Source organism: Pseudomonas sp. AN3A02, assembly GCF_011765255.1.
Taxonomy (GTDB): domain Bacteria; phylum Pseudomonadota; class Gammaproteobacteria; order Pseudomonadales; family Pseudomonadaceae; genus Aquipseudomonas.
Genome location: NZ_JAARNI010000010.1, coordinates 137984 through 151772, shown reverse-complemented (window position 1 = coordinate 151772; position 13789 = coordinate 137984). Strand labels below are relative to the sequence as shown.

The window sequence follows — 13789 nt, the reverse complement described above, 5'->3', positions numbered from 1 at the left end:
TCCGTGCTCCTGGAAATTTTGCAGAGCATGAGACCACTCGCGTGTGCGGGATTTGACCTGGATCAAGGCCCGGTATCGTCATCCTTCCAGGGCGCCGAGAGGTAGCGGGTACGGTTGAACGTCTCCAGCCACTCCGGACAAAACACCACCAGGGCGCTGATCACCATGCCGTTGATAAAGGCCTCGGGAAAAATGATCAGCCACAGGTACCCGACGAAATCCTCGATCCACTCCGGCATCGCGAAACGACCGTCGAACCACAACAAGCCCAGGCCCACCAGCAGGCACATCAAGGCCGACAGCGCTGCTGCGAAAAAGCCCGAACAGAAGATATACACAAAGGGATTACGTGGCTTCGCCCGCTCCACCAGCAGCGCACAGCCTTCAGTGACCAGTACCGGCAACACGACCAGCAGCATGCCGTTGATGCCCACGGCCGCCAGGTCCTGGCGACCGAGCAATACCAGGCCGAGCTGTGCGGCAAACCCGCCGACGATCGCCAGGGGCCAATCAAGCAGCAAGGTCACGGCGGTCATGCCGATGAAGTGGTAGGACACCCCTGTATCGAAATCCCGACGTACCAACCACAACATGAACAGCGCGAACACCGTGCCAAACAGCAAATGCTGGCGCCGCCGGTCGGCAAACAGCTCGACCCACGGCGAACGCAGGAGCGCCCACATCACCACCGGCGCATACAGCAACCAGCCGATGCTGAGGGTTTCCGGCGCCAGCACCGCGGCACTGATCACGGCTGCACCTGCTCCAGGGCCTGGCGCAGTTCAGCGGCGGAGTCGTACTCGTGCTGCGCCACCAACTTCCCGTGATCCAGTTGCAGCCACAGCACTTTATCCACAGGTGCCGGATAGCGCGGGGTTACACGGGCATCACGGTCGAGCATGACGCGATAGTTGTAGGCCTGCATGGCCGGCACCGCGAACATCTTCGCAATCAGCCGGGGCATTAGCTGGATATCGGCGAGAAACACCGCATGCCGTGCCTCCAGATAACCCTTGGGCTGGCCTTGCAGCGCCGCGTCGACGATTTTGGCGGCGTCCATGCTGCGAGCGACCAGCAAGGTCTGCGCCTGGTCATCCAGGGTGTAGGCCTGGTCGAACTGGTCAAGCAAGGTCCAGGGTGCAACACGCTCACCCACTTCGACGGCTTGGGCCCACACGGGCAAAAGACTCAAGAACAGCACCACAAAAAACTTCACTGCATACTCCTCATGCCACGGGAAACTGTCGAGTGGCCAGTCTACACCGACCTTTTGACGCGGGACTTCCTGCGGTCATCATTTGGACGCTAAGCTGGTGACATGGATGACTCAGATTATTTGCGCCTGCTCACCGTAGCGGCCGAACAAGCCAACGCGTTCCTGTCCAATGCCCGCAAATGGGAGCGTGAGCGTTGGGTCTGCCAGCGCCTGTTGCAAGGCTTGAACGTGCCCTACCGCGCCGAAGAGTTCCATGCTGCCGGGCAGGAGCCGCCGGATGTGTTGTTTCGCGACGCCAGTTTCGAGGTGTTTTTCGTTCTCGACGAAGGCCGGCGCCTGAACGATGAGTGGCGCGACGAACTGTTGCGGCGGCGCAGCGCGTTCTCCCTGAGCCAGTTGGTTCGGCGAGAAGCCAAGCCTCGGCGCATTCCCGCCCACGAATTCCTGCTACGCCTGGCGCCGACCCTACGCAAGAAGGCCCACAACTATAAAGAACGCGGGATGGACCTGGGGGAGCTCGACCTCATCGCCTTCGCCAGCCTTAAGCGCGAAGTACTCGACCTCAACAGTCATTTCCCGCCGCCCACCGAGTACCTGCGCCAGGGCTGGCGTTCGCTGTCCCTGGTGGGCCCGACGTTTGCCCGCGTATTGTTCGCGCATCCGGACGCGCCGGACTTCTTGCGCAACAATCTGGGCCGCAGCATAGTGTTTGATGTGGGCATCAGCCTGTGATCGGGTCAACGACTATGCTTCTGTCAATGCCGCCAATCACCCGACTGTAACGTGGCGCCCTTTAGCAACGTCTACCTGACGAGGCCTTTATGACCAGCCGCCTGAACCCCGACGACCAACAGCATGTCGAAGAGTACCTGCAACTGTCCCAGAACCAAGTCGAGCGCAAGCCTTTCCGGCCATGGCTGCTCCTTGCCGTGGTGGTGGTTGCCGTGATCGGCCTGGGTTTGCTGAGCCGCCTTCTGAGTTACCTGACGCTATGAGCTGCCTTGCGCTCGCTCGGGTAACCGCACCGATTTCTTTTAGCCTTGCGAGATATCCCCATGACCCATCGTATTATTATCGTCGGCGGCGGCGCCGGCGGCCTGGAGTTGGCTACCCGCCTGGGTAAGACTCTGGGCAAGCGCGGCACCGCCAGCATCACGCTGGTGGACGCCAACCTCACCCACATCTGGAAACCCCTGCTCCACGAAGTGGCGGCGGGCTCGCTGAACTCTTCGGAAGACGAACTCAATTATGTTGCCCAGGCAAAATGGAACCACTTCGAGTTCCAGCTGGGGCGCATGAGCGGGCTTGATCGCGAGCAGAAAAAAATCCAGCTGGCCGCCACCCTCGACGAAGAAGGCCGTGAACTGGTGCCCGCGCGCGTGCTGGACTACGACAGCCTGGTGATCGCCGTCGGCAGCACCACCAATGACTTCGGCACCGAGGGTGCAGCGCAACACTGCCTGTTCCTTGACACCCGCAAACAGGCCGAGCGCTTCCATCAGCAATTGCTCAACCACTATCTGCGCGCCCACGCCGGACAGACGGACGTGGTAGAGCAGATCAGCGTCGCCATCGTCGGCGCCGGTGCCACGGGGGTCGAGCTGGCCGCCGAACTGCACAACGCCGCACACGAACTCGCTGCCTATGGCCTGGACAAGATCAAGCCGGAAAACATGCACATCACCCTGATCGAAGCCGGCCCACGGGTGTTGCCTGCCCTGCCGGAGCGTATTGGCGGGCCTGTGCATAAAACCCTGGAAAAACTCGGAGTGACGGTACTGACCAACTCCGCCGTGAGTGAAGTGACGGCCGATGCCCTTATCACCAGCAGCGGCCAGGTGATTCCGGCCAGCCTGAAGGTCTGGGCTGCCGGGATTCGCGCGCCAGGGTTCCTAAAGGACATTGATGGCCTGGAAACCAACCGCATCAACCAATTGCAAGTGCTGCCGACCCTGCAAACCACCCGTGACGAGAATATTTTTGCCTTTGGTGACTGCGCGGCCTGCCCGCAACCCGGCACCGACCGCAATGTGCCGCCACGGGCCCAGGCGGCTCACCAGCAGGCGTCGTTGCTGGCCAAATCGCTGAAACTGCGGATCGAGGGCAAGGACCTGCCGTCGTATAAGTACACCGACTACGGCTCGCTGATTTCGCTGTCGCGTTTTTCGGCTGTGGGTAACTTGATGGGTAACCTGACGGGCAGCGTGATGCTGGAAGGATGGCTGGCGCGGATGTTTTATGTGTCGCTGTACCGCATGCACCAGATGGCGCTGTATGGCTTCTTCCGCACGGCGATGCTGATGCTGGGGAGCAAGATTGGGCGAGGCACTGAGCCGCGTCTAAAACTGCACTGACAGCACGTTCCCGGATAGAACTCGATTAGTGTGGGAGCGGGCTTGCTCGCGAAAGCGGTGGTTCAGTGCCAGATGTACTGACTGACACACCGCTTTCGCGAGCAAGCCCGCTCCCACATTTGTTTTGTGGTGTGGCCAGGATTCCGCGCACAAAAAAAATCCCCGTATCTTTCGATACGAGGATTTTTAATATGGTCGGGGTAAGGGGATTCGAACTCCTGACATCCTGCTCCCAAAGCAGGCGCGCTACCGGACTGCGCTATACCCCGGTAAAAAAAAGGCGACCTCTCAGTCGCCTTCTTCGATCAGCGCTTTTGGCCTCTGATCTTAAGATTCGATTCCAGCGTTAACTGGTCTCAAAAATGGTGGGTCGTGTGGGATTCGAACCTACGACCAATTGGTTAAAAGCCAACTGCTCTACCAACTGAGCTAACGACCCAAATATGGTCGGGGTAAGGGGATTCGAACTCCTGACATCCTGCTCCCAAAGCAGGCGCGCTACCGGACTGCGCTATACCCCGGTTTTGAAATTGGCTCCGTGACCAGGACTCGAACCTGGGACCCAATGATTAACAGTCATTTGCTCTACCGACTGAGCTATCACGGAACTACATATTTCAAAGTGTTACGTTGTTGCTTGTTACCTTCTCTTCGATGCTTCCGTATCGCTACGTTAGTGTCTCTGAGGCGCGCTATTCTACAATCTTAAAAACCCCTGTCAACCCTTTAAATTGCTTTTAAGACAATGATTTGCGCTTCTTTCTGATTTCTCCTTGGGGAGAAGAAACCGTTGGGCTGACGTTGCTGCGGGGCGCACTTTACAAGCCTTTGCCTTACAGTTCAACGCCCTATCGAAAAAAAAGGCCCCGCAATGCGGGGCCTCTTCTTATAGCAGTACCACTCGAGCTTAGTGGAAGACGATTTCGTCGTTCTCCACCGTCGCCTCGACGCTGGTGCCCGGCATAAAGCTGCCCGACAGGATCAACTGTGCCAACGGGTTCTCGATCCAGCGCTGGATCGCACGCTTCAACGGCCGTGCGCCATACACCGGGTCGTAACCGACAGCGATCAGCTTGTCCAACGCCTCGCGGCTCAGGTCCAGGGACAACTCACGTTCCGCCAGACGGCTACGCAGGCGGCCCAACTGGATCTCGGTGATGCCCGCGATCTGATCTCGTGCCAGAGGCTCGAAGATCACTACTTCATCGACCCGGTTGATGAACTCCGGCCGGAAGTGGCTGGTCAGCGCGTCCATCACGGCTGCGCGCTGGGCTTCACGATCACCCACCAGTTCCTGGATCTGTACCGAACCCAGGTTGGAGGTCATCACGATCACCGTATTGCGGAAATCCACGGTACGTCCGTGACTGTCCGTCAGGCGGCCATCTTCCAGCACTTGCAGCAACACGTTGAACACATCCGGGTGGGCCTTCTCGACCTCGTCCAGAAGGATCACCGAGTAAGGCTTGCGCCGTACGGCCTCGGTCAGGTAACCGCCCTCCTCGTACCCTACATAGCCAGGTGGCGCCCCGATCAGGCGAGCCACGGAATGTTTCTCCATGAACTCGGACATATCGATCCGCACCATGGCCTCTTCGGTATCAAAGAGGAACGCGGCCAAAGCCTTGCACAGCTCGGTCTTACCCACGCCGGTCGGGCCGAGGAACATGAACGAGCCGCTCGGACGGTTCGGGTCGGACAACCCGGCCCGGGAACGCCGCACCGCGTTGGACACCGCAATCACCGCCTCGTCCTGGCCGATAACGCGCTGGTGCAACAGGCTTTCCATCTTCAGCAGCTTGTCGCGCTCGCCTTCGAGCATTTTCGACACAGGAATACCGGTCCACTTCGAGACAACTTCGGCGATTTCTTCCTCGGTCACCTTGCTGCGCAGCAACTGGTTCTCAGGCTTGCCGTGCTGGTCGACCATCTGCAGGCTGCGCTCCAGGTCCGGGATCACCCCGTACTGCAACTCGGCCATGCGGTTCAGGTCGCCTTTACGGCGCGCTGCTTCCAGCTCCTGGCGGGACTGTTCGATCTTTTGCTGGATCTGCGCAGAACCCTGCACTTCGGCTTTTTCCGAGGTCCAGATTTCTTCGAGGTCCGAATACTCGCGCTCAAGGCGAACAATTTCTTCCTGGAGTTTTTCCAGGCGTTTCTTCGCCGGCTCGTCCTCTTCTTTCTTCAGGGCCTGAGATTCAACTTTCAGCTGAATCAGGCGCCGATCCAGACGGTCCAGCACTTCAGGCTTCGAATCGATCTCCATCCGAATACGGCTGGCCGCTTCGTCGATCAGGTCGATGGCCTTGTCCGGCAACTGACGGTCAGTGATGTAGCGATGGCTCAACTTCGCCGCCGCAATGATCGCGCCGTCGGTGATCGCGACTTTATGGTGGACCTCATACCGCTCTTTCAGGCCCCGCAGGATCGCGATGGTGTCTTCTTCGCTCGGTTCTTCCACCAGTACTTTCTGGAAGCGACGCTCAAGGGCCGCATCCTTCTCGATGTACTGGCGATATTCGTTCAGCGTGGTTGCACCGACGCAATGCAACTCACCACGCGCCAGGGCTGGCTTGAGCATGTTGCCCGCATCCATCGAACCTTCGCCTTTACCGGCGCCGACCATGGTATGCAGTTCGTCGATAAACAGAATGATCTGCCCTTCCTGCTTCGACAGTTCATTCAGCAGGGACTTCAGGCGCTCTTCGAACTCGCCGCGGAACTTGGCGCCGGCAATCAGCGACCCCATGTCCAGGGACAGCAGGCGCTTGCCTTTAAGGCCGTCCGGCACTTCGCCATTAATGATGCGCTGGGCCAGGCCTTCGGCAATCGCAGTTTTACCCACGCCAGGTTCGCCGATCAGCACCGGGTTGTTCTTGGTGCGACGCTGCAGGACCTGGATGGTGCGACGAATCTCATCGTCACGACCGATCACCGGATCGAGCTTGCCTTCTTCGGCGCGCTTGGTCAGGTCGACGGTGTATTTGTCCAGGGCTTGGCGCGACTCCTCGTGGTTAGGATCATTTACCGCTTCGCCGCCACGCAGGTTGTTGATGGCGTTTTCCAGGGCTTTTTTGCTCACACCCTGGCCCAGCAACAATTTGCCAAGTTTGCTGTTGTCGTCCATGGCGGCGAGCAGCACCAGTTCGCTGGAGATGAACTGGTCACCCTTCTGCTGGGCCAGGCGATCGGCCTGGTTAAGCAGGCGCGCCAAGTCCTGGGACATGTTCACGTCGCCAGTGGGATTTTGGATTTTCGGCAGTTGGTCGAGCTCTTTGCTCAACTCCTTGCGCAGGCTGTTGACGTCGAAGCCCACCTGCATCAGCAACGGCTTGATGGAACCGCCTTGTTGCTCCAGGAGCGCTTGCATCAAGTGCGCAGGCTCGATGGCCGGATGGTCAAGGCCAACCGCCAGGGATTGAGAATCAGATAATGCCAACTGCAATTTGCTGGTTAAACGATCAATACGCATTAGTCACCTTCCTTTTGAGCAGGCCGGAGCTATAAACACATCCTGAATGAAGAAACCTGCCAGATACCCCTATAGATGTGGTCGATTCTGGGAGATTCAAGCTGCCAATAGTTGACGCAGGTCAGGAGAGTCTAGCGTTCAAGCCAGATAAGGGAGGCAAACCGACCGGTGCGCGGGCTGCGACGGTAGGAATAGAAGCGGGGATCGGTCACGGTACACACGCCGCCACCGTACACAGCCGTGACGCCGCGGGCTGCGAGCCGCAGGCGGGCCAGTTGGTAAATGTCCGCCATGAACTTGCCCGGGTTCTGACTGGGGACGAACGCCTCAATCGTTTCCGGAAGTTGCTGCATAAAGGCTTCACGCACTTCCGGCCCCACTTCGAAGGCTTGCGGGCCGATGGCCGGGCCCAGCCAAACCAGCACTTCGCCAGGTTCGGCGTCCAGGCTTTCGAAAGCGGCTTCCAGAACTCCCGCAGCCAGGCCACGCCAACCGGCATGGGCAGCAGCGACGCGGGTGCCGGCGCGATTGCAAAACAAGGCAGGCAAGCAGTCAGCCGTCATCGATGTGCAGGCGACGCCTGGGGTGCTGGTCCAACTGCCATCTGCCTCGGCAGTACGACCGGGGTCCGCCTCAACCACAACCACACCGTGAACCTGACGCAGCCAGGCTGGCTGAATATTGAGGGCATCGGTGAGGCGGCGACGATTTTCGAGGACGGCTTCGAGGCTATCCTCAACGTGATCGCCGAGATTGAGGCTGTCGAACGGCGCCAGACTGACGCCGCCCGCACGGGTGGTAACGCAGGCTTTCACCCCGGCCGGCGCAGGCCAGTCAGGAATCAGCCAGTCACTCATCCGATGAACGCCTCGCGATCCTGCTTGAGCAGCGACAACAACCAGACAAAATCGTCTGGAAGTGGCGATTCCCAGCTCATCCGCTTACCGCTCGTCGGATGATCCAGTTCCAGGAAGCGTGCATGCAGTGCCTGGCGCGGGAAGGTTTTCAACGAATCAACCATGGTTGCACTGGCCGCAGGCGGAATACGGAAGCGGCCACCGTAGGCCGGATCTCCGACCAACGGGAAGTTGATGTGCGCCATGTGCACCCGAATCTGGTGGGTACGACCGGTTTCCAGCTTGACCCGCACGTGGGTGTGGGAGCGGAAACGCTCGAGCACGCGGTAGTGGCTGACAGCTTGTTTGCCACCTTCCATTACCGCCATGCGCTGGCGCTGCTGGCCGTGGCGACCGATCGGGGCATTGATTTTGCCACCTGCGGTTACCACGCCGATCACGATGCATTCATAGATGCGGCTGACGCTGCGGCTCTGCAGTTGTGTGACCAGCTGCGTCTGCGCCTGAATGGTCTTGGCCACCACCATAAGGCCGGTGGTGTCCTTGTCCAGACGGTGCACGATGCCGCAGCGCGGAACATTGATGATGTCCGGCACGTGGTGCAGCAAGGCATTGAGCAGGGTGCCATCAGCGTGCCCGGCAGCCGGGTGAACCACCAGACCTGCGGGTTTATTGATCACCAGGATGTCGTCGTCTTCATAGACGATGTCCAGTTCAATGTCCTGGGCGATCCATTCTCCCTGGGCTTCCTGCTCGGCAGTCAGCTCAAGAATCGCACCACCATGGACTATGTCTCGCGGGCGGATAACCGCCCCATCCACAGTCAGGCGGCCGTCTTTGATCCAGGCGGAAAGGCGCGAGCGCGAGTGCTCAGCGAATAATTGTGCGGCGACTTGATCGAGGCGTTGGCCGCCCAATTCGGACGGCACCTCTGCGCGAAGTTCAATTTTATCGGACATGCTCAGACTAGGCGTGGCACAGCCTTTGGTTTCGGCTGCGCGCTTGTGGTTAAATACGGCGTCTTTTGCCCCGAGGCTTTCCAAGGGGCGCTCATCATAACAGGACGGCCCCGCCCAAGACAGCGGCCGTCATAGGGACGCAAGCCGCCATGCAAGTGAAACACCTGCTGCTGATCGCCATCCTCGCCATGACTGCTGCTTGCTCGTCAACAAAGGAAGTCGTCGACGAAAACCTGAGCGAGGTCGAGCTGTACCAACAAGCTCAGACCGACCTGAACAACCACAGCTACACCAGCGCCACGGCAAAGCTGAAGGCACTGGAGTCGCGGTATCCGTTCGGGCGCTACGCCGACCAGGCCCAGCTCGAGCTGATCTACGCCAACTACAAGAACGCCGAGCCGGAAGCTGCCAAGTCCGCCGCCGAGCGTTTTATTCGCCTGCACCCACAACATCCGAACGTGGACTACGCCTACTACCTCAAGGGCCTGACCTCGTTTGACCAGGACGTTGGCCTGCTGGCGCGCTTCCTGCCGCTGGACATGACCCAGCGTGACCCGGGTGCTGCCCGCGACTCCTACAACGAGTTCGCCCAGCTGACCAGTCGCTACCCGAACAGCCGCTACGCGCCGGACGCCAAGCAGCGCATGATCTACCTGCGCAACCTGCTGGCCTCCTACGAGATCCACGTAGCCCACTACTACCTGACCCGTCAGGCGTACGTTGCTGCCGCGAACCGTGGCCGCTATGTAGTGGAAAACTTCCAGGAAACCCCATCCGTGGGTGACGGCCTGGCCGTGATGACCGAGGCTTACCAGCGCCTGCACCTGGACGCCCTGGCGGCCACCAGCCTGGAAACCCTGAAGCTCAACTACCCGGACCACCCAAGCCTGAAGGACGGCCAGTTCGTACCGCAGGTTGCCGAAGCCGACAACCGTTCGTGGTTGAGCAAATACACCCTGGGCCTGATCGAGTCCCGTCCACCGCTGCCGCCGGGTGAAACCCGCGCCAACCAGGACATCATCAAGCAATACCAGGACGCCAAGGATTCGATCCCGTCGGACCTCAAGCCGCGTGACGAAAACGGCGACATCATCGAAGAGCAAGGGCCTCAAGCCCTGGGCAACAACGAAGATCGCTCGTGGTTCAGCTACATGACCTTCGGTGTCTTTGACTGATTGTTCGCCGCGATGCAAAAAGGGAGCTCTTGAGCTCCCTTTTTTATTGCGCTGCATAATTGCGCTGTGCGCCCATCACGTCCTTGGCTAAACTGGCGCATTACTTGTCGAGAAGCTGCCCACCATGGTTCGTCTACTGTTCTGGATTGCCGTTATTGCTGCCGCGGTATGGATTTGGCGCAAATTCAAAAGCCCGGCCGCCAAACAGCAGCGGCCCAGCGAGCAAGGCACGATCCAGATGGTTCGTTGCGCTCACTGCGGCCTTCATCTGCCGCAGGATCGAGCCTTGAGCCTGCGCCAGGAGTGGTATTGCACCCAGGCGCATCTGGAGCAGGGTCCGAAGGCTATCCAGCGTTGATCCGGCCTGCCGGCGCGTAGGGCGTCGGATCAATGATCGGCTTATGCTCCAGCAACAAATCGGCAAACAACTGACAGGAAGCCGGCGCCAGCACCAGGCCATTGCGGTAATGCCCGCAATTGAGCCATAGCCCGTCAAACCCTGGCACCTTGCCGATATAGGGAATGCCTTCCGGCGATCCGGGCCGCAAGCCGGCCCAATGCCCCACCACCTCGGCATCAGCCAGTGCCGGAATCAACTCGACGGCAGAGGCTTTCAGGCTTTCCAGGGCGGAATCGGTGGGCGTCTTGTCGAACCCCTCATGCTCCAGCGTACTGCCGATCAGGATGTGACCGTCTCGCCGCGGAATCGCATAACGCCCCTTGGCCAGGACCATGCACGATAGGAAGTCCGACGCGCATTTGTACAAGATCATCTGCCCCTTGACCGGCTCAACAGGCAATGCCAGCCCCAGGCTACCCAGCAACTCACCGCTCCAGGCCCCGGCAGCGAGCACTACCTGATCGCCACGGATCGGCCCAAGAGCTGTATTCACCCCGACAACCTTACCGCCCTCCTGAATAAACCCTTCAACCGCGCACTGCTCGTGAATCGTCACGCCCGGCAGGGCCAACAAGGCTGCCTTGAGGGATTTGACCAACCGCGGATTACGCACATTGGCCACATCCGCCATATAGATCGCCTGGGAAAACCCGGCACCCAGCACCGGCACAGCGTCATGGGCCGCTGAAACATCCACCTTGCTCAGCGGGCGCCCTTCGCGCGCCGCCCAGGCAAGCGCCTCGGCCTCATCGTCAAGGTCCAGCCAATACAGGCCCGTGGTGTGAACTTCCGGGTCAACGCCTGTAGCGGCGAACAAACGCTCTGCCAGTTGCGGGTAAAAATCCTGGGACCAGTGCGCCAGTGCCGTCACCGCCGGGCTATAGCGCCATGGGTACAGCGGGGAAACAATGCCGCCACCAGCCCAGGAAGACTCCTGCCCGACCGCCGAGCGATCCAGCAACACCACCGTCTGCCCCTGGGTCGCCAGGTTGAACGCCGTCAACAAGCCAATTACCCCGCCACCCACAACCACTACTTGCTGTTGCTTAGCCATTGTTCGATCCAGCCGATAAAAAGAAAAAGGCACGCCCGGCGCCCAATCGTCCAGCTTCCTCATCATTGCCCCCAGCACGCCTTGCGCGTCATGTCAGGCACGGCGCCCGGATTGCTTCGCGCACCGGCACTGGTCAGGCTGAAGGCTGCACAGGGATCGCCCGCCATCACCGAATCAGTTGCGGGCGTGGCAAGCAGAACGAAATCCTGAGGGTTCAATGCAGGGGTGATTCTATAGCGATCATTGCCGGCGATGACGCCAGTCGCATCAATAAAAGTGCCGTTCCTCGCGTAATAACGCTCCAGGTGCTGAGCTTGCTCGGTCAGCAACCCGGCAATTTCGCCGCGATAGACCTTTTTCATATGGCTCGTATAGCCGGGATAGGCGACGCCAACCAGAAGGCCGATGATCGCCACGGCGATCAATAATTCGATCAGGGTGAAACCAGTGCAATCCTTGCTCATCGTGCCGCTTACCTATTGAAGTTGTCGCCACATGATTCGTCGAAAACGCTCACCGGCGCCGCTGCCCACGCGCGCATACACCGTCTCCAGGACGGAACGCGAATGACCGCTGATTCCCACCGAAGTCACTCGATAGAGGGTGGCTTGGGTCTCTGCCGGAAGGTGAGCCAAGCCCATTCCCGGCCCAAGATTCTGAATACCGTAGACGCCATCTTTCATCCCCACCCAAGTGACAGCCGACACAGGGTTCGTCCCAGGCCCTACTACCGAAACCGACTCGGGAGGTGGCGCACACGCAACAGTCGATTGACAAGGACGCAAGCCAAAACCAGGTGCCTGCACCACAGACTCTCCAAGCCTGAGGCCGCTTTCAGCCAGCTGAAACGACTGGTTGCGCTGCCGAACGCTGCCGGTCATTTTTTCTTGCGAGATTGCCCCCTGCATCGAAGACAACCCGAGGAGCGCCAACAACAGCAGGAATACCAGGCTGATCAGCAAAACCATACCTGCCTGCCTCGAACAAGAACGGTAATAACCCATGGGCAAGCTACTCCAGACGATTACGTAGCGCGGCTACAACGCTGTAGGTCTGGTCTTTCACCCGCCCATTTGGATCCTGAAGTGTCAGCAGAATCCGCACACTGCGTATAAGCGACTCTTCGCCGGGGCTAGGGTCGTATCGGCTGACACCTGTCGAGCCCGCCTTCCCGGCCACCCCGAAACTGATATCGAAAGCACGCACGTTATCCACCAGTACCGCCTTGCTCGGGGCTGCCAGTGTGCTGAGCTTCAATTGCCCGCCTTCGAAGGTGTAAGTCAGCTTGCGCAGTGGAAAGCGAATCTGCCCGGGCGCCCCTGCCGGCGGGCTTCCTCCATAGGCCTGGGCAGAACCGGTGCAATCGGAAAGCACCGTCCAGTCAGGCTTGCTGCCGCCCTCTCCGACGTCAGCGGTCACCAGTGTCAGGGACCGAGAATTGCCGGTAGAGCTCCAACCGATGGGGCGGTCGAACCCTACGGGAGCGTTGCTGATTGATGCGGTGGAAAGGCAACCAAACATGCCCGCCTGGCGTATTTCCTGAACCAGCTTGCCCAAGACGAACCGTGCATCATCCTGCAACAGCGAAGCTGCACTTTGGTTGTCACGGGTGGCTCGGGAGCTGAGGGCGATCTGGGTCACACCCATGATCAACAACAATCCTAGCGCCAACGCCAGCAACAGCTCCACCAGGCTAAAACCGCGAGCGGGGCCGCTCATGGCAACCCCCTCGGGTCAACAGCAACCCGGCTGGTCAGGGTGAACGTTTCCCGGGCGCCTTGAGCCTTCGCCCCACGGGAGTCATCCCAACTGATGCTGATGGTCACCTCTCGCTGATTGACCGCAACCGAACCCTTGGCGCTCTCCCCCGCAAATCCCGCGATGTTGGCTTCGAAATCGTGCAGGTCCAGATCACGGACACTCGCGACCGAAGTGCTGGAGGGCGCGCGCTCGCTCTGCCCCCATGAGTAATCAGCGCCCGAGTTGGCGCGGATGCGGTCAAGCATGTCGTACGCAATAAAACTGGCCTGGCTGGTCATCCTGGAACTGTCGGTGTACTTCAAGGCATTGAGCTGAATCACCGCAGCCCCCAGCAGGCCGACGGCGAGGATCAACACAGATACCAGGACCTCGATCAGGGTCATCCCGGCCTGGGTCAATTGAGGGTGATTCGTTACGGGGAAAGCGATCATTACCATCGTCATCCATGTCGAAGGTCATCAAAAAGCAGCGGAAAATCTGCCGTGCGATGCAAGACTAGCGCCGGTCTTGCCTGAGCGCTGCACCCCGGAACAAAGCGAAA

General features: G+C 59.6%; 15 protein-coding genes and 4 tRNA genes. 5 read left to right on the top strand and 14 right to left on the bottom strand.

The window, feature by feature from the left end; all coding sequences use genetic code 11:
• Positions 1-62: 62 nt before the first annotated feature.
• The gene (locus tag HBJ59_RS26445; RefSeq protein WP_076016480.1) at positions 63-752 is read right to left on the bottom strand and encodes an energy-coupling factor ABC transporter permease; all 690 of its coding nucleotides are present in this window, start codon (positions 750-752) and stop codon (positions 63-65) included.
• On the bottom strand, positions 749-1216 hold the full coding sequence (locus HBJ59_RS26440; RefSeq protein WP_167665252.1) for an FAD/FMN-containing dehydrogenase: 468 nt from the start codon (positions 1214-1216) through the stop codon (positions 749-751). The genes HBJ59_RS26445 and HBJ59_RS26440 overlap by 4 nt, the downstream gene beginning before the upstream one ends.
• 102 nt (positions 1217-1318) lie before the next feature.
• Between HBJ59_RS26440 and HBJ59_RS26435 the strand changes: the two genes are divergently transcribed.
• The 3 genes from HBJ59_RS26435 to HBJ59_RS26425 all read left to right on the top strand — a co-directional run bounded on the left by HBJ59_RS26435 (position 1319) and on the right by HBJ59_RS26425 (position 3570).
• On the top strand, positions 1319-1948 hold the full coding sequence (locus HBJ59_RS26435) for a DUF1780 domain-containing protein (protein ID WP_008437312.1): 630 nt from the start codon (positions 1319-1321) through the stop codon (positions 1946-1948).
• Between the two features lie 89 nt (positions 1949-2037).
• Positions 2038-2211: a DUF3094 family protein gene (locus tag HBJ59_RS26430; RefSeq protein ID WP_076016477.1), complete on the top strand. Its 174-nt coding sequence runs from the start codon at positions 2038-2040 to the stop codon at positions 2209-2211.
• Positions 2212-2271: 60 nt separating this feature from the next.
• A complete protein-coding gene (locus tag HBJ59_RS26425; protein ID WP_167665251.1) occupies positions 2272-3570 on the top strand; it encodes an NAD(P)/FAD-dependent oxidoreductase in 1299 nt (432 codons plus the stop codon).
• A gap of 192 nt (positions 3571-3762) precedes the next feature.
• Here HBJ59_RS26425 and HBJ59_RS26420 read toward each other — a convergent pair.
• The 7 genes from HBJ59_RS26420 to rluD form a co-directional block, all read right to left on the bottom strand.
• Positions 3763-3839, bottom strand: a tRNA-Pro gene (locus HBJ59_RS26420).
• 94 nt (positions 3840-3933) lie between these two features.
• Positions 3934-4009, bottom strand: a tRNA-Lys gene (locus HBJ59_RS26415).
• Between the two features lie 5 nt (positions 4010-4014).
• Positions 4015-4091: transfer RNA gene (locus tag HBJ59_RS26410), tRNA-Pro, on the bottom strand.
• Between the two features lie 10 nt (positions 4092-4101).
• A tRNA-Asn gene (locus HBJ59_RS26405) sits at positions 4102-4177 on the bottom strand.
• A gap of 300 nt (positions 4178-4477) precedes the next feature.
• Positions 4478-7042 carry an ATP-dependent chaperone ClpB gene (clpB, locus tag HBJ59_RS26400; protein ID WP_167665250.1) on the bottom strand — a complete coding sequence of 855 codons (2565 nt, stop codon included), beginning with the start codon at positions 7040-7042 and terminating at the stop codon, positions 4478-4480.
• A gap of 131 nt (positions 7043-7173) precedes the next feature.
• Positions 7174-7899, bottom strand: a complete 726-nt coding sequence (pgeF, locus tag HBJ59_RS26395) for a peptidoglycan editing factor PgeF (protein WP_167665249.1) — start codon at positions 7897-7899, stop codon at positions 7174-7176.
• Complete coding sequence (gene rluD / locus HBJ59_RS26390) at positions 7896-8858, bottom strand: 23S rRNA pseudouridine(1911/1915/1917) synthase RluD (protein WP_003215899.1); 963 nt, start codon at positions 8856-8858, stop codon at positions 7896-7898. Before rluD ends, pgeF begins: the two co-directional genes overlap by 4 nt.
• A 149-nt stretch (positions 8859-9007) precedes the next feature.
• On the opposite strand from rluD, the gene HBJ59_RS26385 reads away from it, so the two are divergent.
• Positions 9008-10033: an outer membrane protein assembly factor BamD gene (locus HBJ59_RS26385; protein ID WP_076014002.1), complete on the top strand. Its 1026-nt coding sequence runs from the start codon at positions 9008-9010 to the stop codon at positions 10031-10033.
• 124 nt (positions 10034-10157) lie between these two features.
• Positions 10158-10391 (top strand): PP0621 family protein, encoded by a 234-nt coding sequence (locus HBJ59_RS26380; RefSeq protein ID WP_076014003.1) that lies wholly within the window; start codon positions 10158-10160, stop codon positions 10389-10391.
• Here HBJ59_RS26380 and thiO read toward each other — a convergent pair.
• The 5 genes from thiO to pilV all read right to left on the bottom strand — a co-directional run bounded on the left by thiO (position 10378) and on the right by pilV (position 13679).
• The gene (thiO, locus tag HBJ59_RS26375) at positions 10378-11487 is read right to left on the bottom strand and encodes a glycine oxidase ThiO (protein WP_076014004.1); all 1110 of its coding nucleotides are present in this window, start codon (positions 11485-11487) and stop codon (positions 10378-10380) included. The two genes, HBJ59_RS26380 and thiO, sit on opposite strands and share 14 nt — an antisense overlap.
• 62 nt (positions 11488-11549) lie before the next feature.
• The gene (locus HBJ59_RS26370) at positions 11550-11951 is read right to left on the bottom strand and encodes a type IV pilin protein (protein ID WP_167665248.1); all 402 of its coding nucleotides are present in this window, start codon (positions 11949-11951) and stop codon (positions 11550-11552) included.
• 12 nt (positions 11952-11963) lie between these two features.
• Positions 11964-12491 carry a PilX N-terminal domain-containing pilus assembly protein gene (locus HBJ59_RS26365; RefSeq protein WP_167665247.1) on the bottom strand — a complete coding sequence of 176 codons (528 nt, stop codon included), beginning with the start codon at positions 12489-12491 and terminating at the stop codon, positions 11964-11966.
• A 7-nt stretch (positions 12492-12498) separates the two neighbouring features.
• On the bottom strand, positions 12499-13206 hold the full coding sequence (locus HBJ59_RS26360) for a PilW family protein (protein WP_167665246.1): 708 nt from the start codon (positions 13204-13206) through the stop codon (positions 12499-12501).
• Positions 13203-13679 (bottom strand): type IV pilus modification protein PilV, encoded by a 477-nt coding sequence (gene pilV, locus HBJ59_RS26355; RefSeq protein WP_076014122.1) that lies wholly within the window; start codon positions 13677-13679, stop codon positions 13203-13205. Before pilV ends, HBJ59_RS26360 begins: the two co-directional genes overlap by 4 nt.
• Between the last annotated feature and the right edge of the window lie 110 nt (positions 13680-13789).

Bases quoted from the DNA above. Each gene is read 5' to 3' on its own strand.
- HBJ59_RS26365 (WP_167665247.1), bottom strand. From the start codon at position 12,491: ATGGGTTATTACCGTTCTTGTTCGAGGCAGGCAGGTATGGTTTTGCTG.
- HBJ59_RS26430 (WP_076016477.1), top strand. From the start codon at position 2,038: ATGACCAGCCGCCTGAACCCCGACGACCAACAGCATGTCGAAGAGTAC.
- HBJ59_RS26380 (WP_076014003.1), top strand. From the start codon at position 10,158: ATGGTTCGTCTACTGTTCTGGATTGCCGTTATTGCTGCCGCGGTATGG.
- HBJ59_RS26360 (WP_167665246.1), bottom strand. From the start codon at position 13,206: ATGAGCGGCCCCGCTCGCGGTTTTAGCCTGGTGGAGCTGTTGCTGGCG.
- HBJ59_RS26425 (WP_167665251.1), top strand. From the start codon at position 2,272: ATGACCCATCGTATTATTATCGTCGGCGGCGGCGCCGGCGGCCTGGAG.
- pgeF (WP_167665249.1), bottom strand. From the start codon at position 7,899: ATGAGTGACTGGCTGATTCCTGACTGGCCTGCGCCGGCCGGGGTGAAA.
- clpB (WP_167665250.1), bottom strand. From the start codon at position 7,042: ATGCGTATTGATCGTTTAACCAGCAAATTGCAGTTGGCATTATCTGAT.
- HBJ59_RS26435 (WP_008437312.1), top strand. From the start codon at position 1,319: ATGGATGACTCAGATTATTTGCGCCTGCTCACCGTAGCGGCCGAACAA.
- HBJ59_RS26370 (WP_167665248.1), bottom strand. From the start codon at position 11,951: ATGAGCAAGGATTGCACTGGTTTCACCCTGATCGAATTATTGATCGCC.
- pilV (WP_076014122.1), bottom strand. From the start codon at position 13,679: ATGATCGCTTTCCCCGTAACGAATCACCCTCAATTGACCCAGGCCGGG.
- thiO (WP_076014004.1), bottom strand. From the start codon at position 11,487: ATGGCTAAGCAACAGCAAGTAGTGGTTGTGGGTGGCGGGGTAATTGGC.
- rluD (WP_003215899.1), bottom strand. From the start codon at position 8,858: ATGTCCGATAAAATTGAACTTCGCGCAGAGGTGCCGTCCGAATTGGGC.
- HBJ59_RS26385 (WP_076014002.1), top strand. From the start codon at position 9,008: ATGCAAGTGAAACACCTGCTGCTGATCGCCATCCTCGCCATGACTGCT.